General features: G+C 60.0%; 17 protein-coding genes. 9 read left to right on the top strand and 8 right to left on the bottom strand.

The features are described 5' to 3' along the window. Nucleotides 1–94 precede the first annotated feature (94 nt). Nucleotides 95–889, bottom strand: a complete 795-nt coding sequence (locus ASC94_RS00135; RefSeq protein WP_056388974.1) for a helix-turn-helix domain-containing protein — start codon at nucleotides 887–889, stop codon at nucleotides 95–97. Between the two features lie 89 nt (nucleotides 890–978). On the opposite strand from ASC94_RS00135, the gene ASC94_RS00140 reads away from it, so the two are divergent. Beyond that, nucleotides 979–2,205 (top strand): MFS transporter, encoded by a 1,227-nt coding sequence (locus ASC94_RS00140; protein WP_056388977.1) that lies wholly within the window; start codon nucleotides 979–981, stop codon nucleotides 2,203–2,205. Between the two features lie 111 nt (nucleotides 2,206–2,316). Here ASC94_RS00140 and ASC94_RS00145 read toward each other — a convergent pair whose 3' ends face one another. Next, the gene (locus tag ASC94_RS00145) at nucleotides 2,317–2,745 is read right to left on the bottom strand and encodes a hypothetical protein (RefSeq protein WP_157201223.1); all 429 of its coding nucleotides are present in this window, start codon (nucleotides 2,743–2,745) and stop codon (nucleotides 2,317–2,319) included. A 423-nt stretch (nucleotides 2,746–3,168) separates the two neighbouring features. Here ASC94_RS00145 and ASC94_RS00150 point away from each other — a divergent pair, with 423 nt between their 5' ends. Genes ASC94_RS00150 through ASC94_RS00165 form a run of 4 tightly spaced genes read left to right on the top strand, consistent with a single transcriptional unit; the run spans nucleotide 3,169 to nucleotide 7,757 of the window. After that, on the top strand, nucleotides 3,169–4,176 hold the full coding sequence (locus ASC94_RS00150) for a nucleotidyltransferase (RefSeq protein WP_056388983.1): 1,008 nt from the start codon (nucleotides 3,169–3,171) through the stop codon (nucleotides 4,174–4,176). A 29-nt stretch (nucleotides 4,177–4,205) separates the two neighbouring features. Beyond that, the gene (locus ASC94_RS31460) at nucleotides 4,206–5,918 is read left to right on the top strand and encodes a ThiF family adenylyltransferase (RefSeq protein WP_162251376.1); all 1,713 of its coding nucleotides are present in this window, start codon (nucleotides 4,206–4,208) and stop codon (nucleotides 5,916–5,918) included. Then, on the top strand, nucleotides 5,893–6,363 hold the full coding sequence (locus tag ASC94_RS31465) for a Mov34/MPN/PAD-1 family protein (RefSeq protein WP_082615964.1): 471 nt from the start codon (nucleotides 5,893–5,895) through the stop codon (nucleotides 6,361–6,363). Before ASC94_RS31460 ends, ASC94_RS31465 begins: the two co-directional genes overlap by 26 nt. Continuing rightward, nucleotides 6,360–7,757, top strand: a complete 1,398-nt coding sequence (locus ASC94_RS00165; RefSeq protein WP_056388993.1) for a dsDNA nuclease domain-containing protein — start codon at nucleotides 6,360–6,362, stop codon at nucleotides 7,755–7,757. Before ASC94_RS31465 ends, ASC94_RS00165 begins: the two co-directional genes overlap by 4 nt. 22 nt (nucleotides 7,758–7,779) lie before the next feature. Here the strand turns inward: ASC94_RS00165 and ASC94_RS00170 are convergent, their stop codons facing one another. Then, nucleotides 7,780–9,126: a restriction endonuclease gene (locus tag ASC94_RS00170; RefSeq protein WP_157201224.1), complete on the bottom strand. Its 1,347-nt coding sequence runs from the start codon at nucleotides 9,124–9,126 to the stop codon at nucleotides 7,780–7,782. A 68-nt stretch (nucleotides 9,127–9,194) separates the two neighbouring features. Then, a complete protein-coding gene (locus ASC94_RS00175; RefSeq protein ID WP_056388997.1) occupies nucleotides 9,195–9,809 on the bottom strand; it encodes a hypothetical protein in 615 nt (204 codons plus the stop codon). A 292-nt stretch (nucleotides 9,810–10,101) separates the two neighbouring features. On the opposite strand from ASC94_RS00175, the gene ASC94_RS00180 reads away from it, so the two are divergent. Next, a complete protein-coding gene (locus tag ASC94_RS00180) occupies nucleotides 10,102–10,593 on the top strand; it encodes a hypothetical protein (RefSeq protein WP_157201225.1) in 492 nt (163 codons plus the stop codon). 603 nt (nucleotides 10,594–11,196) lie between these two features. On the opposite strand, the gene ASC94_RS33390 is transcribed toward ASC94_RS00180, so the two are convergent. Together ASC94_RS33390 and ASC94_RS33395 are read right to left on the bottom strand one after the other, a co-directional pair. After that, complete coding sequence (locus tag ASC94_RS33390) at nucleotides 11,197–11,592, bottom strand: hypothetical protein (protein WP_229417116.1); 396 nt, start codon at nucleotides 11,590–11,592, stop codon at nucleotides 11,197–11,199. A gap of 144 nt (nucleotides 11,593–11,736) precedes the next feature. Next, entirely contained in the window at nucleotides 11,737–11,895 is a 159-nt protein-coding gene (locus tag ASC94_RS33395) for a hypothetical protein (RefSeq protein ID WP_229417117.1), read from the bottom strand. Between the two features lie 365 nt (nucleotides 11,896–12,260). Between ASC94_RS33395 and ASC94_RS00185 the strand changes: the two genes are divergently transcribed. Genes ASC94_RS00185 through ASC94_RS00195 form a run of 3 tightly spaced genes read left to right on the top strand, consistent with a single transcriptional unit; the run spans nucleotide 12,261 to nucleotide 16,087 of the window. Beyond that, nucleotides 12,261–13,340 carry a rhodanese-like domain-containing protein gene (locus ASC94_RS00185; protein ID WP_056389003.1) on the top strand — a complete coding sequence of 360 codons (1,080 nt, stop codon included), beginning with the start codon at nucleotides 12,261–12,263 and terminating at the stop codon, nucleotides 13,338–13,340. A 45-nt stretch (nucleotides 13,341–13,385) separates the two neighbouring features. Beyond that, complete coding sequence (locus ASC94_RS00190; RefSeq protein WP_056389005.1) at nucleotides 13,386–14,297, top strand: phosphatidate cytidylyltransferase; 912 nt, start codon at nucleotides 13,386–13,388, stop codon at nucleotides 14,295–14,297. Further along, complete coding sequence (locus ASC94_RS00195; protein WP_056389007.1) at nucleotides 14,294–16,087, top strand: bifunctional alpha/beta hydrolase/class I SAM-dependent methyltransferase; 1,794 nt, start codon at nucleotides 14,294–14,296, stop codon at nucleotides 16,085–16,087. Before ASC94_RS00190 ends, ASC94_RS00195 begins: the two co-directional genes overlap by 4 nt. Here ASC94_RS00195 and ASC94_RS00200 read toward each other — a convergent pair. Together ASC94_RS00200 and ASC94_RS00205 are read right to left on the bottom strand one after the other, a co-directional pair. After that, entirely contained in the window at nucleotides 16,038–16,655 is a 618-nt protein-coding gene (locus ASC94_RS00200) for a CDP-alcohol phosphatidyltransferase family protein (protein ID WP_056389010.1), read from the bottom strand. The genes ASC94_RS00195 and ASC94_RS00200 overlap by 50 nt on opposite strands. Further along, nucleotides 16,652–17,854, bottom strand: a complete 1,203-nt coding sequence (locus tag ASC94_RS00205) for a phosphatase PAP2 family protein (RefSeq protein WP_056389012.1) — start codon at nucleotides 17,852–17,854, stop codon at nucleotides 16,652–16,654. The genes ASC94_RS00200 and ASC94_RS00205 overlap by 4 nt, the downstream gene beginning before the upstream one ends. Nucleotides 17,855–17,895 lie beyond the last annotated feature (41 nt).

Here is a 17,895-nt window from a genome sequence, read left to right on the forward strand (position 1 = left end):
TCCTGTCTCCTCTATTCTCCTCCAAGAGATTAGATTCAGCCCGCTCCCTGAGCGGGCTTTTTTTTGCCCGTGTTTTTGCCCGTGTTTGTCCGCATCAGCCGGGCGAGCGCCACTCGGCCAGGTAGTCCTGCGGCGTTTTGCCGAGCACGCGCCGGAACATGGCGGTGAAGGCGCTGGGGCTGGCATAGCCGAGGGCGGCGGCGATGCTGCCCACGCTGTCGCCGCGCGCGAGGCGGCAGAAGGCGTCGGCCAGGTGCACCTGCTGCACCCATTGGCGGAAGGGCAAGCTGGTTTCCTTGGGAAACAGGCGCATCAGCGTGCGCGGGCTGGCGCCGGCGTGGCCGGCCCATTCCTCAATCGAGCGGATGTCGCCCGGATTCTCCATGATGGCTTCGCACACGCTCACCAGGCGCCGGTCGCGCGGCCAGGGAATGGCGATCGGCACTGCGGCCGCTGCGGCCAGTTCGGACAGGATCAGCGCGGACAGGTGCTCACCGCGCCCGGGAATGGGATACTCGGCCGGTTCCGCCACCATGGCCTGCACCAGTTCGCGTAGCAGATTGCTCACTTCAATGAGGCGGCAACCGGCGTCCAGGCCGGGCAGGGCATCCGGGGCGATATACAGCGAACGCATGCTGACCTTGCTCAGCATGGTGAGTTCGTGCGTTACGCCGGGCGCGATCAGCAGGGCGCGGCGGGGTGGAATCAGCCACACCCCAACGTCGGTAGTGACGCGCATGACGCCTTCGATGGCATACAGGAATTGTGCGCGCTGGTGGCAATGGCGGGGAATCGATTGCCTGAACGCCTGTTCCCTCGGCAGGGCAACCACTGTGCGGGGAATGTTCTGCAGGGCGTCGGCGGTCAGTATGTCCGGCGTGGTGGGCATGGTGGCAGGTTTGCGACGATTAATGGCAGATGCTTGCGAAACCACCATATTACACTGCACGTCCCCATTCGAAAATTGCCGGCGCTATCATGAGTACAGTCTTACCCGCTTCCGTCAACGCAGCCCATCCGTCCACGGTGCCCGCATCGGGCACCGTGATGCACATCCTGGGCGCTGTCGCTTTCGTGCATTTGCTCAACGACCTGATCCAGGCTTTGCTGCCTTCCATCTATCCGATGCTGAAAGCGCAGTTCAACCTGAGCTTTACGGAAGTCGGGCTGATCACACTGACCTTCCAGTGCACCGCTTCCATGCTGCAGCCGTGGATAGGGCTTTATACGGACCGTCGCCCAATTCCATTCCTGCTGCCAGCCGCCATGTGCTTTACGCTGGCTGGCGTGCTGATGCTCTCGGTAGTGGCCACTTTTCCGGCCTTGCTGGTGGCGTCGGCGCTGATCGGCGTGGGATCGTCGGCCTTCCACCCGGAAGCCTCGCGGGTAGCGCGCATGGCGTCGGGCGGGCGTTTCGGCTTTGCGCAGTCGCTGTTCCAGGTGGGCGGCAACACCGGCAGTGCGCTGGGGCCGCTGCTGGCGGCCGGCGTCGTGGTAGGGCGCGCGCAGGGCAATATCGCGTGGTTCGCGCTGTTTGCCGTGGTGGCGATCGCGGTGCTGTACCGCATCTCCCGCTGGTATCAGGCGCATCTGCAAACATTCAAGCGCAAGGCGGGCGCGGCCGACGGGCCCAAGCTGTCGCGCAGGCAGGTAGTGGGCGCGCTCAGCGTGCTGGCGCTGCTGGTGTTCTCGAAATTTATCTACATGTCCAGCCTGACCAGCTATTACACTTTTTACCTGATGGCGCAGTTCGGTTTGCCGGTGGCAAGCACGCAGCTTTATCTGTTCCTGTTCCTGGCCGCGGTTGCCGCCGGCACCTTCCTCGGCGGGCCGATCGGCGACCGCATCGGGCGCAAGCGCGTGATCTGGATTTCCATCCTCGGCGCAGCGCCGTTTACGCTGGCGCTGCCGTACGCCAGCCTGTACTGGTGCGCGGTGCTGACCGTCGTCATCGGCTTCGTGCTTTCATCGGCCTTTTCCGCCATCGTGGTATTTGCGCAAGAGCTGGTGCCAGGCAACGTGGGCATGATTTCGGGGATCTTCTTCGGCCTGATGTTCGGCATCAGCGGGATCAGCGCGGCTGCGCTGGGTAAGGTAGCTGACGCTGCCGGCATCAACTACGTCTTCCAGCTGTGTTCCTTCCTGCCTTTGCTGGGGATACTGACCGTGCTTTTGCCCAACGTCGAAGAACCCAGGCAGTCTTGAATCCTTATATTTGGCTTAATCATGGCTCTCATCACCAAGTTAAAGTAGACGTATATGCTGCGACGCGGCATCATGGTTCCTGTCTCCTCTATTCTCCTCCAGAGATTAGATTTAGCCCGCTCCCGTAGCGGGCTTTTTTTTATCCCTTCTGTCCGTAAGGCAGCCCGCGAGGCCGGCGATGCAAAGCAGCAGCCCGATTCCTTTGACAGCAGCCACGGCGGCCGGGGAAATGGGGGCAGGGTCCGGCTGATTCAGGGTCATGAGCTGGCCTGCGAAGCTGTAGTAGCCCATGCCGCACGCGGCGCCCCATGCTGCGGCCAAATAGCGCCGGCCGCTGTCGGGATCGCGGCTGCAATGCATCGCGGCATACAGCAAAGCGCCTCCTATCAGGAAGTCATCCAGCAAGTGGGGGAGCACCGCAAAGCTGCCGAGCTGCTGGCTGCGGCGCACCAGTTCGGCCAGGGGAACCAGGATACCGAAGAGTAGTGCGAGGCGGCGGCTGAAAGCGAGGGTCATATACGATTTGATGATTTCTGACATCAGAAAGATAAAGTGGATTTATATGCTGCAGGGCGGCATCATAGCTCCTGTCTCCTCTATTCTCCTCCAAGAGATTAGATTTAGCCCGCTCCCGCAGCGGGCTTTTTTTTGCTCGTGGGTGTTAATAAGCAGGTGGCCCAATCCTAACGAAATCAACAAGTTAGCTGGTAGTCTACCGCATTGCAGCGGCAATTCGTGAAAGTTTAAGTTCGGCTTACCGGACCCAACCTTGTGGTTCAATGCCCTATAAGTGCGCTTAAAGGAGATTCGCCAAACCGCTCATGCACTCTATCGAGCGTCATTCGGTAAAAAAGTCTGTTAGTCAACTGTTGCAAATATAAAAACAGCCCCTATATTGCTCATACCGATGGGCAACGAAATCGTTAGCTGCCAACCGGAGTCCACTTAACCTCTGGGGCGCAAATGACTACTCAGCAACAATTTCTCGACCTGCTCAAAGATATCGAGCCATCCCCCTCTACTGTGGCAACATGCTCAAGCGCCCACAATACGCTGCGTGACAGCTTGGCCGAACATGAAGAATTCGGTGATGTTCATGTGCGAACTTTCCTCTCCGGGTCATACATCCGCGACACCGCTATCCGTCCGACGTTGGTTGACGGGGTGCTTCAACGTCCCGACGTCGACATCATTGCCGTAACTGACCATACGACCGAGGACGAGCCGAAAGTTGTTCTTGACGCGGTACACAAAGCTTTGGTCGACGCTGGCTACAAAACACTTACCGTGAATCGCAGGTCTATCAACGTGAAGTTGGTGAAGGTCGACATGGATGTGGTGCCCGTCATTGCGAACGGTGACTCGTATCTTATTCCCGACATCCATCTTGAAGAGTGGCTCCCGACCAATCCCCCAGCACACACTCAGTGGACCATCGACGTTAATTCTGATGCAAATGGTCGATTCAAGCCTCTCGTGAAATTGTTTAAGTGGTGGCGTCGCGTGCATTTGGCGGACATCAAGCGTCCGAAAGGCTTCATCTTAGAGTGCCTCGTCGCTGAGCACATGAGCTATAGCGAGACAAGTTACGAAACTATCTTCGCTTCCTTGTTGGAGGCAATTCGTGATTCCTACCGAGGCTACGTCACGCTCGGAATGGTCCCCTTCTTGGAGGACCCCGGAGTACCAGGGAATAACGTTTTCTCAGCGGTGACGGCAGATGAGTTCAAGACTTTCTACAACAAAGTTGAGGAACATGCATCGCTCGCCCGCGAGGCGCATAACGAAGCTGACGATGAGAAAGCGCTGAAACTTTGGCGAAAAGTTCTGGGGCCACGGTTCCCCGCCTCTGCGGCCGCTCAACGGTCGACGTCGGGTCTGGCTAATTCACTGCTACGGCCGGCCGTAGGCGTAGGCCTAACTTTTCCCGCAGCACAGGTTCTGCCCAATAAGCTCGACGGTTTTGCTTAATGGGGTTGCTCGACCAACAGGCTAGAAGAATGGCGCGGGAACGCCGCTTGCTTATTGAGCTAGCGGCCTCTCAGACTAACTTAACCCTGCAGCGCTGGGGTAAGACCGGGACTGGCGAGCTTTGTATTCACTTCGAGTTGGCGCTTGCGATTTGTAATTTTCACGGGACTTTAATCTACCCGGAGATGTTTCCGGATGTGCCTGCATATGTCGTGCCTCAAAAGCCGGGCGAACGTTGGAGTCACCATCAATATTTGGGCGAGGGCGTACTTTGCTTGCAATATGGCCCTGATAACTGGCACCCGGCGATTACGGGTGCCGACCTCATTCAGAGCGCAAACACCCTGCTTTGGAACGAAGTTTTCGTTGCCATAGACCCTGAATTCGGGGCGGTACACTCGCGACACATACCCACCGTCGGCGGACTCCTCCGTGGCCATTCCCGTCGTTTTCTGGTCACTCCCGGCTTACACGAAGTTTTCACACGGGCTGAAGCAGCGACCCCGCTGGCTCTAAATTTTGTCAGAAGGACGGTAGCCGGATGCTCAGTAGTCATCGCAACATCAGCGGGGACGCCATCCGTGGCGATTCCCGGCGTACCCGCATCGCTGGCCCTTGAAAACTACGAGGGACAAGGGTTCGCAGTGCTCGTCGACAACCTGTCTGACTTCGACGTAAGCATGTCCGTTGGGTTGCTGAAATCGGCGATGGGTTCAGCTTGGCCATGGAACGAGGACTTGGGTGACAATCTCCGCTACTTGATATTGCGCGATATTTCCGGCGCCGTGTTGGCATATCGCCTGCATGAAGGTGCGGAACCGGATATCTGGTCCTACCATGTCCTGGATTTTATCGGTCCGGAAAATCAGCGCCTCCCGCTGGAATTCAAAACTCTTTCAAATGTCCGGGTTGCGATTATTGGCCTGGGTTCGTTAGGGAGCAAAGTAGCGGTGTCGTTAGCCCGGGCCGGCGTGCGAAATTTTGTCTTAGTGGACGAGGACATTTTTGCCCCCCACAACTTGGTACGAAATGAGCTGAACTGGCTAGACGTCGGGTTTGCGAAGGTCGCCGCCGTCGCGCGAGAGTTGAAGTTGGTGGCCATTGGGGCAGATGTGAAAACCTACACGGCGAGCGTCGCGGGCCAAGAGAATTCAAAATTTGCCGGGGAAATTTACGATGAAGTAGCCACATGCAATTTAGTCATTGATGCGACGGCAAACTCGAAGGCGTTTGTCGTGCTGGCCGCCATTACCAAGCGCAACGATATCAGTATGGTCTGGGGCGAAGTATTTGCCGGTGGGGTGGGTGCCATGATGGCTCGTAGCAGACCGTGTCTTGATGCGGATGCCCTAGCTGTACGCTCACATATTTACGGCGTATTGGCCACCATGCCACCTGTGCCAAACGGCAGGTCAACGGAGTACGCCCATGAAGCAGGCGGCGAAGTCCGCGTCGCCTCGGACGCAGACGTATCCGCACTGGCTGCTGCAATGACACAGTTCACCTTAGATACCCTGTGCGCGGGCGAGGCAACCGTTTATCCCGTCGCAGCATATCTCCTGGGCTACCGCAAATACTGGGAATTTAAGGGTCCGTTCGACACGATACCAATTGACTGCACTTCAGCGCGCCGACCCAAGGATGCACGGGAATCCCTTACCGAAATTGAAGAGAGCGACCTAGTGCCGCTCCGCGAGGCGATGGAGGCCGACACTCATGCTGCGCATAACAGTGCCAAATGACATTCAAGAGCGCTTACATCTAGCTCTGATGAAGGCTGGGGACCGCGAGTGCGGCGGCGTGCTCATGGGAGAACATGTGGGTGTCAACCACTTTGCCGTGCGCGAGCTATCCCTACAGAAGCCGGGCGGAATCGCCTCGTTCGTGAGGTCGCTCACGGGGGCTGTCAAAGCAATTCAGGCTTTTTGCCGAGCCCGAGGTGATAACTTCACCCGGTTTAACTATCTTGGCGAGTGGCACAGCCACCCGCTTTTTAGTGTGCAACCAAGCTCAACCGACCATGCAACAATGCGAAGCCTGGCCACCGATGTCAAGGTAGGCGCGAATTTTGCCGTACTGCTGATTTTTCGTCTAAACAGTAATTGCAAACTCGAAGGCAGCGCCCATACCTACTTACCTGACGGCAGCATATATCAATCAGTACTAGACTTGGAGAATGTGCAATGACGGCAAGCCTTCTGGAAAAAGAATCGACCGGCGGGGCTAACGCGCGGGTTGGTTTCGAGTATCAAGATGCCTACGTTCTTGAAAAGCTCCCGCGGTGGCTTGCTCAGAACGCTTTTAGTCATGTTGTCAGCGAAGCAATCGGCGATATGGAAGTGTGCTACTTCAACCCCGACGGCGGTATTGTTCGCGTGATGTATGAAGCCAAGAACTACGCACTTAGCGTTGGAGACTTCTGGAAGGAAATAAGCCGGTTCAAAGTGGCACATGAGACCTCGCCACGCGAGTTTCCGAGGTTCGCGATGGTTTGCGTTGGATACAACAGCAACACCAATCCCCTCATTTCAAAAATTGAACGGCTTCGTGGAGTTGGCTCGTCGTATGAAAAAGACTCGCCAGTCTTGGCCATCGGTCGAAAAGAACTGGTTGAGTGGGCGTCAAACAATGGGCACAGCGCTGACTTGGCCGGGTTTGCCCTTGACCGTGTCGATTTCATATCATACGCATCCGAAAGTGCTGACCAAGCCTTCATCGGAGAGCTCGAAAAAAACTTTCCCGAGCTCGACCTAAGCGTTCGCCAAGCAGCCCGCCTTCGAGATGTCTACAAAGGACAAATTGCAAGGTCGTCCTCAAGGCCAGTCTACCGAAAGGAACTTGAATCCGCTATTTGCGATTTGTCGATTGCCGAACGCAATAACTGGCTCAGCAAGCCGGTTCGAATTCACGCCGTGGCACGGGCGATTGAGTACTACGAACTAGGCATGGACGTCAGTTCCTTTAACGGAAACGAACGCGCTTCAAAAAGCAGCGAGGAATGGCGTTCCCTTCTCCTTGCCGCGCACAATATCGCGGAGTTCATCAAGACAAGTACTCTACGCCGGTGCGTCGAATTCGACGGTAAACAGCGGATGTCCACAGCCGGCGTCCTCGGCTTCGCATTCAGCGCAACTCTAGGGTTTGACCTAACGCTCGAACACAACGGGAATTCATACAGAACGACCACTCATTCCCGAAGTACCGGACCTTTTTTCATCGAGTCCGTATTACCGGGAAACTCTTCAACTTCGGAAGGAATCGCATGTATCGGATTCCCCACTGTGGTGGGTGCCGACATTAGTATGGGTGACACGGGGGTAACTGCCGAGCTGCCCCGTTTGAGCCTTGAAAGCGCTCGAGCAATTTCGAATATTGAGGACCTAAACTTGGCGGTCGCGGAATCGAAGGACGCGCTCGTGCGGTTTCGGTCGCAAAATCGAATTTCAAAGCTATACGTCTTCATAAAGGCTCCGTCGATATTCCCGTTCGCGCTGGGCCACAGGCTCAATGGAGTTTGCGCGGTGCAGCTCAATGATTGGGTTGACAGCCAGTACATACCTACCGCACTGCTCCCCTCGTAGGTCGAGTGTTGGGTGAGTCAGGCTAGGCAGCTCTTGCGGTATGACGCATGGCCCGACGAAACCCCAGCTTTTCGGCCTCCTGTGCCGTACGAACGTAAACCTCTCCCCTGGCCGGGTCGATGCGAACGCGGTCGTATTGCTGGTCGAAAGGCAGGTGGTAAATTTTGCTCTTCCCGTTCACGTTGCACTTTATAAGCGGGTAGTCCTTGCTCATGTCGAGGCTCCGCACCTCAACACCGAGCTGCTTCGCCGCAAATTCGGCTGTCGGCGACAATTTTGTCGTCGCAGCAAAGACCGGCTTGACTCTAATATTTTTCAAGTCTGGCCGCGTCAACGGCAGGAGCACAGTAGTGCCATATAGCTGAAAAATATGTTTTTCGTGCAGGGTCTTGTGCTTGGCCCAGTACTTGGCCTGAACCACATGCATCACTGAACCCTTGATGCAAATAAGGTCGCGGCCCATGTCCTCCAGGCCCTCGTTGGCGCCAAAATAGCTGACCGTCCATCCGTCAGTCTCGTAAAGGTGACCTAGGTAACGCTCGAACATCCGCCCGATTTCCACTGACGACTTTGGACGCGCCTTCCATTTCTCCAAGGCCAATTGGTTCCGTTCGACAGGCTTTAGTCGGTCGTACTCTTGCTGGCTGATATACCTCGATACGCGGTCACTCTCAGCGTCCTCATCATCCAGGTTCAGAGTTGCGTCCTCGTTAAGAATATCGTCGTGGTACTGCTCGAGCACCGGGTAGTACTCGTGGTAGGTCTTGAGGATGTACTCAACCTGCTTAAGCCGTAGAGCGATATCCTTCTTTTCGCGGCCGATGCGGCGCACTTCGTCAGCCGCTTTGTGAGCAGGATTCTTCTTCAACTCCAACGTGCGCGCTATAGCGTCGTCAGGCGTCTGAAACGCCTCGGCCACAAAATTCGCAAGCCAGGCACGCCCAGCAATGTAGCTGGTGTCGAATGCCTTGGACATCGCGGTAAGCTCGGCGCGTCTTTGATTGAACAACGCTGCATTCTGCGCGCGCTCCTGTTCGGCAAGCTTGGCAGTTTGCGCCCGCTCATTGCGCTCCTTGGTATCAATCTCGTTTTTCCGCTTCGTCATCTGACGTTCAACGGCATTGTCGACCATCGTCGTAAAAAGCCAATAGGCGCCCACCAGGCCGCCAATTCCGAGAAGGACGACAAATCCACTGCCGTCAGAGCTGCGCGCGAAAGCTGGCACTGACCAGGTGAGAAGTAGAAATGTGATGAGACCCCGATGTCGCAATTTTTCTTTCAGTATTCTCGTTGCTGTGCCCGGTAAGGACATGGAGATTGCACCATTATGAACAAGAAAGCAATATCTCCGATTGCCGTCTAAGTCCATTGGCTCTTGCTGAATAGCTTGACCACAAAGCTTGCACGAGCAATGACTCCAGGAGTGACAGTCGCCCCTCATTCGTTGTAGAGGGAGGCCATCAACGCCGCATACGTCGACACTTCGCCTGGCCGCAGCATTACCTGCCCAGTCACGTAGTGGGAGTGGCCATTTGCGCTCTCCCACTCGTACTGGCGAACAAAGTTTGAATACTCATCTGAGGTTCCCTGAATCTTCAACACTTGCAGGAGTTCGAATACTTTCGCCACGCAGTTGAGGACGCACGGATTGATGTCGACGACGGCGCCCCAATCCTTGAAGGTAGCTGCTATTGCGTCGGCCGCCTGGACTTTGAATTTCTTCTCCGTACCTTCAATAGCAGCAATTGTGTCATTAAACGATATTAGACAAACCTGCAACAAGTCAGTAGCCACACCCATTCCCTGCAGTGATTTTAGCTTCACTACGTTTTGAATTTCGCCCGCATGATGGAAGTGATTCCTGAGCGCCTTCAGCGCGATGTATTCCTGGATTTTGAACATCGGGCGCCCGTGGTTGGGCTTCAAGCGGTCGTCCAAGCTGTGGAGAGCCGTCAACAACTGAAACAGTGAGTCTTCGTTAAACGCAGTGCAGTATTGGAAATATGTGCGAAACAATCGGTCTATCGCTGGCGAGATTTGCTCTTTCATCATTTTAATTCTCCATAGTAGTTCGAAGTATAGCCAGCCAGGGGCCTCAGCAATACCGCTTCACTACTGTGTTTTTATACAGTAGTCACTATCGACGAGAAGCATGACCCGTCCTTGGGTCGCACAATGCCCCGCGCGAAACTGACCGGCATTGCTGCCGGCTCCGACACCGACCTCCTCCCCGAACTGCTGGACGTGCAGCTGTTGTGGGCCGCGAGCAAAAGATGCGCCTCACCGGCTTCGAGCATATCGACAATGTGGCGTACGCCCAGACCTGGGCCATCGAGGTGATGCCGTGCTGAAGATGACGATTCATTCGGGCCTGCTTGCGGCCCGCACCGAGGCGAACCAGCTGGCAGTGCTTGACGTCGCATATCAGCAGAAGTGCGCGCTGGCCGACTACGTCGTGGCTCTGTCGCTTCGAGGGAGTGGAGAAGTCGCGCCGGCCTTCGTTCAAAACTACCCGCGCTGGTCCGCGAGTGTGTGGGACCTCATCGCGCGTGGGCTAGCGCAAACCCTGTACCGGTCTAATCAGATTCCAGCGAGCGTCAAGGCCGACCGGCGCTGCGCGTACGCGACTCGCATTTGCGCCTCGGTGGAGCGCATGACAGCTGTTGGCCGCGGCCACGAGGTGGGCACCGTCGAAATCCTGCAGGACGGCCCGCGCCGCGGCGTGTACACGGCCAGCTTTGACGAAGACGTTCTAGGCGCCCGCGATACGCACTTCGAGTACGGCTGCAAAGCACTCAACCCCGCCGAGCCGTGTCTTGGAGCGTTTCGACGATAAACGCCCTCAGTGCTCCACGTGCCCCATAACCCGTCTCGTGGCGGGGAATCACGCCGGCCGCATTGGGTCGAACCCGGCTCTCTATCAACAAGATGGTCGTATCTAGCGCCTGCACGGCAGACTGCACTTGGGCGATTTTGGATTCGAGATGGCATAGGCGCATCTTCAGGCTGGCCAGGTCGCCGGCGAGCGTGGCCCGTTCGACGAGGAGCCACTTCACTTCGGGAGGGGTTCGGGTTCTCAATTTCAGGGCACATGATTAGGACGATACCCAAGTACAGCGAGTCGGCAAGGCCGATTTTTGGGTGCGACGCACCAATCCATGCGGTTTCGGTGCCAGTTCTGCCTCCTTTGGGCCAACTGCTTATTAACACCCTTGCTCGTCCAATGCGCCATCGTCAAGACGGCGACACGTCGGGGGCGGAATTCCAGAGGGAGCGGTAGCGCCGCCCTCACTTGCATGAGATATACGAAAAGTTGATTACTATCATCATGAAGATAAAGTGGACCCATATGCTGCGACGCGGCATCATCGTTCCTGTCTCCTCTATTCTCCTCCAAGAGATTAGATTTAGCCCGCTCCTGAGCGGGCTTTTTTTTGGCTCATCGAGAAGTTTGGGGATGGTGTTTCGCCGCACGGCGCTTGCGGCGGCTGCCCCGTCCGGAGCCGCGCTGGGTACTGCCGCCTTTTTTCGCTGGCGGTGCGCTGCGCGGAGGCCTGTCGACATGCCCGGCTTGGAGCTGTCCTGCGCCTTCGTCACGCAAGCGGTCAGCGGAACGGCTGGCCGTCTGGCACGGTTGCGGCGGCTTCTCTTTCTCCTGCGGCAGGCGATCGGTCTGCACTGCGTCGCCGAGCAAGCGCGCGATGGCTGCTTTCCTGGCGGACCGGCAGACATCAGCCAGCAGCCATTCATCACTGCCTGGGAAGCGCAGCCAGATGGCTTTCCAGGCATTGCGGTTGCCGCTGCCGTGCAGGTTTGCGAAACACGATGGCGACACGGCGTGCTCGCCGTACTTTATCTGCGTCCCCTCCACCGTGGCGTAGTAAGGTCGCTTGCCGAAGCTGGCGCGCAGGCGGGTGCCTTCGGGAAGAAAGAGCTGCTTCCATTGATAGCCGGCCTCGGATGGCGCCGCAGGCTGCTGCTATTGCTGCTGGGCTGCCGGCGCGTTGATGTAGTTGTCTATCGCCTCCAGGATAAACGGCTCCATGGCATACGTATCGGACCACCAGTTGCCGGTGAATTTACCCAGTGCTTCAAGTGTCTTGACAGAGATGAAGACCGGCATTGTAGGGTTAGGCATGGGGCCTCCTAAAATCGGGTTTTACTAAACGCTGCTAACTCTTGCTAAGGCTTACTACAGCGCGCTATCGCTTAATAAAATTGCGATTTCCGAACACCAGGCGGCACTTGATTTTTGCCGCCCATATTGGTTAGACGCGTTTAGCACAGTTCAGTTCCCGCGTAGCGCAAAAACCTGCGAAATATCGAGGAACATCGCGGTTTAGCAATGGGTAGCAGGTTTTAGTAAAAATCGAAAAAACGACGCCCCCCATCGCATCGTCGAGGTCAAATGCTGGCCGTTTTTTTGCCAGGATGCACACTATTTCATAGTATTGGCATGCCGCTTTGCTATCATTGAATGATCGACTCTTTCCTTTCACGATCATGATCTTCCGCCAGCTATTCGATCCCACTTCATCCACCTACACCTATCTGTTGGGAGACGGCGGTGAAGCCGTGCTGATCGATCCGGTCTATGAGCAGGTGCCGCGCGATTTGGCGCTGTTGCGGGAGCTGGACTTGCGCCTGCTGGTCGCGCTCGATACGCATGTGCACGCGGACCATGTGACTGGCGCTTGGCGTTTGCACCAGCGCGTCGGCAGCAGCATTGCGGTGGCCGAGGCCGCCGGCGCATCGCTGGCGGACCGCCCCCTGCGCCACGGCGACCGTATTGACTTTGGTAGCCGCTACCTGACGGTGCGCGCCACACCCGGCCACACCAATGGCTGCCTGACCTACGTGCTGGACGACGAAAGCATGGCCTTCACCGGCGACAGCCTGCTGATACGCGGCTGCGGCCGTACCGATTTCCAGGGCGGCAGCCCGCAGCAACTGTTTGCCTCGGTGCGGGAACAGATCCTTACCTTGCCCGGCACCTGCCTGCTGTACCCCGCGCATGACTATCGCGGCATCACGGTCACCAGCGTGGCCGAAGAGCGCCGTTTCAATCCGCGCCTCGGCGGGGATGTGGACGAGGGCGATTTCGCCGGCCACATGAACAACCTGAACCTGCCGCATCCCAAGCAGATGGCGGTGGCCGTGCCTGCAAACCTGCGCTGCGGCCGGCCGGAAGGGCACGCGGACGAGGGCAGCGGCGCCGCGCCGGACACCCCCGCCTGGGCGCCCCTGACGCTGCGTTTCAGCGGCGTGTGGGAAATCGAGCCGATGGCTTTGCTGGAGCACGCGGACAAGGTGCAGATCGTGGACGTGCGTGAGGCGCCCGAGTTCATCGACCGCCTGGGCCATGTGCCAGGCGCGCGGCTGGTGCCGCTGTCGCAGCTGGTGGGCAAGCTGGACGAATTCGACCGCGAGCGTCCCGTGGTGGCAGTCTGCCGCTCCGGTGTACGGTCGGCCCAGGCCAGCGTGCTGCTGGCCAAGGCTGGCTTCAAGCAGGTGGCCAATCTGGCCGGCGGCATGCTGCGCTGGAAGAGTGAAGCGCTGCCTGTCGCGCAGGACGTTGCCTAATAGGAAATCCGTCGTATAATTGCATTTCAAGCAATTGAGGCGATTATGCAAGTCATGCTTTCCTTGCTGGGCACGGAGATACTCACCGCGCTCGGCATGCTGTACCTGATGCTGGGCATGGCCTCGCTGGGCGTTGGGCTGTCGCTGCGTGCGCGGCCGCAAAGCCAGCTCAGGCTGCAAGTGAACGCCTGGTGGTGGATCTTCCCCGTTGTCACGGTCAGCCTGCTGCTGCATCCGGCCGGCGCGCCGCTGCTGGCGCTGATCATAGTCGCGCTGGCGCTGCGCGAGCTGGCGCCGTTTGCCAGCACAGGCCGGGCCAGGCGCTTCGCCTGGCCCGCCGCCGCCCTTGGCGCAGCCACACTCGCTTTGATCTCCGTCAAACCGCTGGCAGTTTCCCTGCTGCTGGCGCTTGCCATCTTCACAACGCTGGTATATTTCCTCAAGTCACGGAGCCGCGACGCCTTGCTCTGGCTGTTGTGGCTGATCCTCTGCTTCAGCGTGAGTTTCCTGCCGCGCTACGAGGCGCTGCCGCTGGCGTCGCACCAGCGCCTGGCATGGCTGTTCTATTTGTATGTGCTGACGTCGCTGAACGACGTGGCACAGTTCATCAGCGGTACGCTGTTTGGCCGCCACCGCATCGCGCCCGGCATCAGCCCTAACAAAACCTGGCAGGGGCTGCTGGGCGGGGTGGCCGCCAGCGTGCTGCTGTCGCTGGCGCTGGGCCGCTATCTGCACCTGGCGGACGCGGGCCAGCTGGCTGCTTTTGCCGTGCTGCTGTCCCTGGGCGGCTTCTGCGGCGACCTGATGTTCTCGGCCGCCAAGCGGGTGCTGGGCGTAAAAGATTTTTCGCAATTGATACCCGGCCACGGCGGCATCCTGGACCGGGTGGACAGCCTGGTGGTCACCGCGCCGCTGCTGTATTGTCTGATCATCACCTATCAAGGGAAGCTCGCATGAAAGCTGAACGCTCACTGGCCTGGCGCACCACCGAATCCGGTTTCGACTGCAAGGACGGCACCCGCCTGTTCTACCGCGCCTGGGAACCGATGGCGCCGCGCCAGGACGGGCCGCAGCGCGCGCTGGTGTTCCTGCACCGTGGCCACGAGCATTCCGGCCGCATCCAGCCGCTGGTGGAGCAGTTCGGCTTCACCCAGGACCACGCCTTCGCCTGGGACGCGCGCGGCCACGGCTACTCGCCCGGCGAGCGCGGCGACGCGCCCAGCTTCGAGGCCTTGGTGGAGGATTTCGACACCTTTATCCGCCATCTCCGCCAGGTGCACGGCTTTGCCGAGGAAAACATCCTGGTGGTGGCCAACAGCGTGGGCGCCGTCATCGCCGCCACCTGGCTGCATGACTATGCGCCGCGCGTGCGCGGCGTCATCATGGCTGCTGCCGCGTTCGAGATCAAACTCTACGTGCCGCTGGCCAAGCCGGCGCTGCGGTTCGCGCGCCGCTTCAAGCCGGAGCTGTTCGTCACCAGCTACATCCGCCCCGGCATGCTGACGCATTCGCCGCAGGAGGCGGCCGCCTACGGCGCCGATCCGCTGATCGCCAAGGCCATCTCCGCCTGCGTGCTGCTGGGCCTGGCCGACACGGCAAAGCGCATCGTGCACGACGCCGCCGCCATCGACACGCCGGTGCTGATGCTGGCCGCCGGCAAGGACTACGTGGTGAAGGAGGGGCCGCAGCAGACCTTCTTCGAGCGCTTGTCCTCGCCGCTCAAGCGCTACGTGCGCCTGCCAGACGCCTTCCACGCCCTGTTCTACGAGCAGGACACCAGCGTGGCGCTGCACGAAAGCCGGCAGTTCGTCGAACACTGCTTCGCGCGCGCGCCGCTGGCGCCGTCGCACTACCTGAACGCCGACCGCGACAGCCATAGCGCGCGCCGCTATGCCGCCATGCAGGCCGGAGAAAGCTGCGGCGTGCTGGCCAAGGCCTGGTTCGGCATGCAGCGCGTGATGCTGGGCGCCATGGGCGGCGTGAGCGACGGCATGAAGATCGGCCTGGAACACGGCTTCGATTCGGGCGCCTCGCTGGACTATGTGTACCGCAACCAGGCCGGCGGCCGTTTCATCATGGGCAAGACCATGGACCGGGGCTACCTGGACGCGGTGGGCTGGCGCGGCATCCGCCTGCGCAAGCGCCAGCTGCAGCAAATGCTGGGCGAGCGCATCGCCGCGCACAGCGGGGAGGCGCCACTGCGCATCCTGGACATTGCGGCGGGCTCGGGCCGCTACGTGCTGGAGACGGTGAAGCGCTTCCAGGACAAGGATATCCAGGTGACGCTGCGCGACTACGCCCAGCACAACCTGGACCAGGCGCGCGCGCTGGCGGACGCGCTCCAGCTGCGCGCCAGCGTGGAGTTCCAGCTGCGCGACGCCTTCAATCCTGACAGCTACCGCGCCGCCGAAGGCCTGTACGACATCGTGATCGTGTCCGGGCTGCACGAGCTGTTCAGCGACAACGAGCCGGTGGCCGCATCGCTGAAAGGCATCTTCAGCGTGCTGCGCCCTGGCGGCCATCTGATCTACACCGGCCAGCCCTGGCACCCGCAGCTGGACATGATCGCACTGACCCTGAGCAGCCATCGCGGCACGCCGTGGCAGATGCGCCCCCGTCCGCAGGCGGAAATGGACGGGCTGGTGGCTTATTCCGGCGGCGCGAAAATCTCCACCAGCATCGGCCTGGAAGGGATCTTTACCGTGTCGCTGGCGCAGAAACCCGCAGCGCCTGGCGCAGGCGGTTGAACACGGTCCACACGGACAGCGCGATCACCAGCATCAGGATGCCGTTCAGCAGCAGCGGCGCGGCCCGGTAGGCGATCAGCAGGGCAAGCAGGCCGAACCAGAAGGCGCGGTCGCTCTTGCCCATGGGACCGTCGAAGCGGCGCGGCGTGCCCACGCTGAGGGCCAGCACGCCGGCGAACTCGGCCAGCAGCGCGCCTACCACGCACAGCACCACCAGCGGCGCGTGCAGCGCGGCGGCCAGCATGAAGGGCAGGTAAAGCGCCGCATCGGACACCTGGTCGCAGATTTCGTTCAGCAGCGTGCCGAGGCGGGTCTTCTGGCCCGTGGCGTTGGCCAGCATGCCGTCGATGGCGTTGAGCGCCATGCGCAGCAGCAGGAAGGCCGGCATGCCCAGCCACAGGCCGCTGCAGCCGGGCTGCCAGGCCAGCGCGGCGCCGTAGGCCACGGACAGCAGCATGGTGGCCAGCGTGATCTGGTTGGGCGTCACGCGGCAGCGTACCAGCGCACGCATCAGCGGTTGCAGCAGTTGCTGGAATTTCGGTTTCAGCTGATAGATCGAAAAGCTCATTGCTTGGCATACTCCTCATACAGTTGGGCGATGCGGCGGCTGCGCTGGTAGCCCATGGCGCAGTGCAGGTAGATATTGCGGCCCTGGCCGGCGTGCGCGGCGATGGCGGCCAGCACCGGCTGGGCGGTGCGGGCGTCCAGCGCCTGCAGGTCCAGCAGCGGGAAGTGTTGATACGGGCGGCCGCGCAGCGCCGCCGTTTCGCTCAGCTCGTTGGACAGGTCGATGACGGCGCAGTCGGCCGGCAGGCGGGCCGCTTCGGCGTTGCTCAGGCGGCGGCCCACCCACAGCCGGTCGCTGTGGCGGTCGAATGGCGGGCGGTGGCGTTCGCGCCAGCGCACCAGCTGCCAGGTCAGCAGGTAGCCGCCCAGGTAGGGCGCGTACAGCAGCCAGACCCACAGCGGATAGCGGCCGTGGCGCTTGTGCAGGAAGGCGGCATTGCGGCGGTGGTAAGCCCACGCCACCAGCAGCAGGCTGGCGCACAGGTATAGCCACCACGGCCCGCCCAGCGCGAACCAGGCCAGCAGCGCCAGGCCGGCCATGAGCGTGTAGACGAAGGCCACCGGGCGGGATGCGGTCCGGCCAACGCTGCCGGCGCCGGTGGCGGGCAGCGCGCGGATGGCCAGCAGGCCGAGCAGGGCGCCGCCGGCGACGTCGGCCAGGTGGTGCTGGTAGGTGAACACGGTGGCCGCCGCCACCAGCAGCAGCCAGGCAGCGAGCACCAGGCGCGGCGCGGCGCGCCGGCCGGCGCTCAGGGCCGGCCAGAAGATCAGGCAGTAAGCCACGTGCAGCGAAGGCAGCTGGTTGTAGGGCTGGTCCATGGCGGACAAGCGGGCGAACAGCCAGGCGGGCAGGGCGGCGTCCACTGCCGGGCGTTCGAAGCCGAAGCGCACTGGAAAGGCAGCAAACACGAGGCAGGCGGCCACGGTGGCGAAGGCCACGCGCCTGCTCAGCGCGGACAGGCCGGCGCGGCTTTCCGCCAGCAGGAAACTAAGCGCAAACAGCAGGCCGGACGTCATGTAGGGCAGCACCATCCAGGGCACGAAGGGCAGCGCCGCGTCCCACGGCAGGGCCACGCTGCGGGTCACCCCGGCGCGTGCTGCCAAGTGGTTCGCCAAGGGGTAACATAGCCCGAACAGCGCGCCATTCAGCACAAGCTGGGCCACGCGCTCGCGCATGCTGGGCACTGCGTCCGGCTGCATGATCGAACTGTCCTTGTTAATAACTATGTAATTGATGCATT

Origin of the sequence: Massilia sp. Root418, assembly GCF_001425265.1 — a bacterium.
In the GTDB taxonomy this organism is placed as follows: Bacteria; Pseudomonadota; Gammaproteobacteria; order Burkholderiales; family Burkholderiaceae_D; genus Rugamonas.

What these genes read in the sequence shown, in the direction of transcription:
- ASC94_RS00190 (WP_056389005.1), top strand. Translation starts at nt 13,386, where the DNA reads ATGCAAGTCATGCTTTCCTTGCTGGGCACGGAGATACTCACCGCGCTC.
- ASC94_RS00205 (WP_056389012.1), bottom strand. Translation starts at nt 17,854, where the DNA reads ATGCAGCCGGACGCAGTGCCCAGCATGCGCGAGCGCGTGGCCCAGCTT.
- ASC94_RS00135 (WP_056388974.1), bottom strand. Translation starts at nt 889, where the DNA reads ATGCCCACCACGCCGGACATACTGACCGCCGACGCCCTGCAGAACATT.
- ASC94_RS00175 (WP_056388997.1), bottom strand. Translation starts at nt 9,809, where the DNA reads ATGATGAAAGAGCAAATCTCGCCAGCGATAGACCGATTGTTTCGCACA.
- ASC94_RS00150 (WP_056388983.1), top strand. Translation starts at nt 3,169, where the DNA reads ATGACTACTCAGCAACAATTTCTCGACCTGCTCAAAGATATCGAGCCA.
- ASC94_RS00200 (WP_056389010.1), bottom strand. Translation starts at nt 16,655, where the DNA reads ATGAGCTTTTCGATCTATCAGCTGAAACCGAAATTCCAGCAACTGCTG.
- ASC94_RS31465 (WP_082615964.1), top strand. Translation starts at nt 5,893, where the DNA reads ATGCTGCGCATAACAGTGCCAAATGACATTCAAGAGCGCTTACATCTA.
- ASC94_RS33395 (WP_229417117.1), bottom strand. Translation starts at nt 11,895, where the DNA reads ATGCCTAACCCTACAATGCCGGTCTTCATCTCTGTCAAGACACTTGAA.
- ASC94_RS00185 (WP_056389003.1), top strand. Translation starts at nt 12,261, where the DNA reads ATGATCTTCCGCCAGCTATTCGATCCCACTTCATCCACCTACACCTAT.
- ASC94_RS00165 (WP_056388993.1), top strand. Translation starts at nt 6,360, where the DNA reads ATGACGGCAAGCCTTCTGGAAAAAGAATCGACCGGCGGGGCTAACGCG.
- ASC94_RS00145 (WP_157201223.1), bottom strand. Translation starts at nt 2,745, where the DNA reads ATGTCAGAAATCATCAAATCGTATATGACCCTCGCTTTCAGCCGCCGC.
- ASC94_RS00170 (WP_157201224.1), bottom strand. Translation starts at nt 9,126, where the DNA reads ATGGACTTAGACGGCAATCGGAGATATTGCTTTCTTGTTCATAATGGT.
- ASC94_RS00195 (WP_056389007.1), top strand. Translation starts at nt 14,294, where the DNA reads ATGAAAGCTGAACGCTCACTGGCCTGGCGCACCACCGAATCCGGTTTC.
- ASC94_RS00140 (WP_056388977.1), top strand. Translation starts at nt 979, where the DNA reads ATGAGTACAGTCTTACCCGCTTCCGTCAACGCAGCCCATCCGTCCACG.
- ASC94_RS31460 (WP_162251376.1), top strand. Translation starts at nt 4,206, where the DNA reads ATGGCGCGGGAACGCCGCTTGCTTATTGAGCTAGCGGCCTCTCAGACT.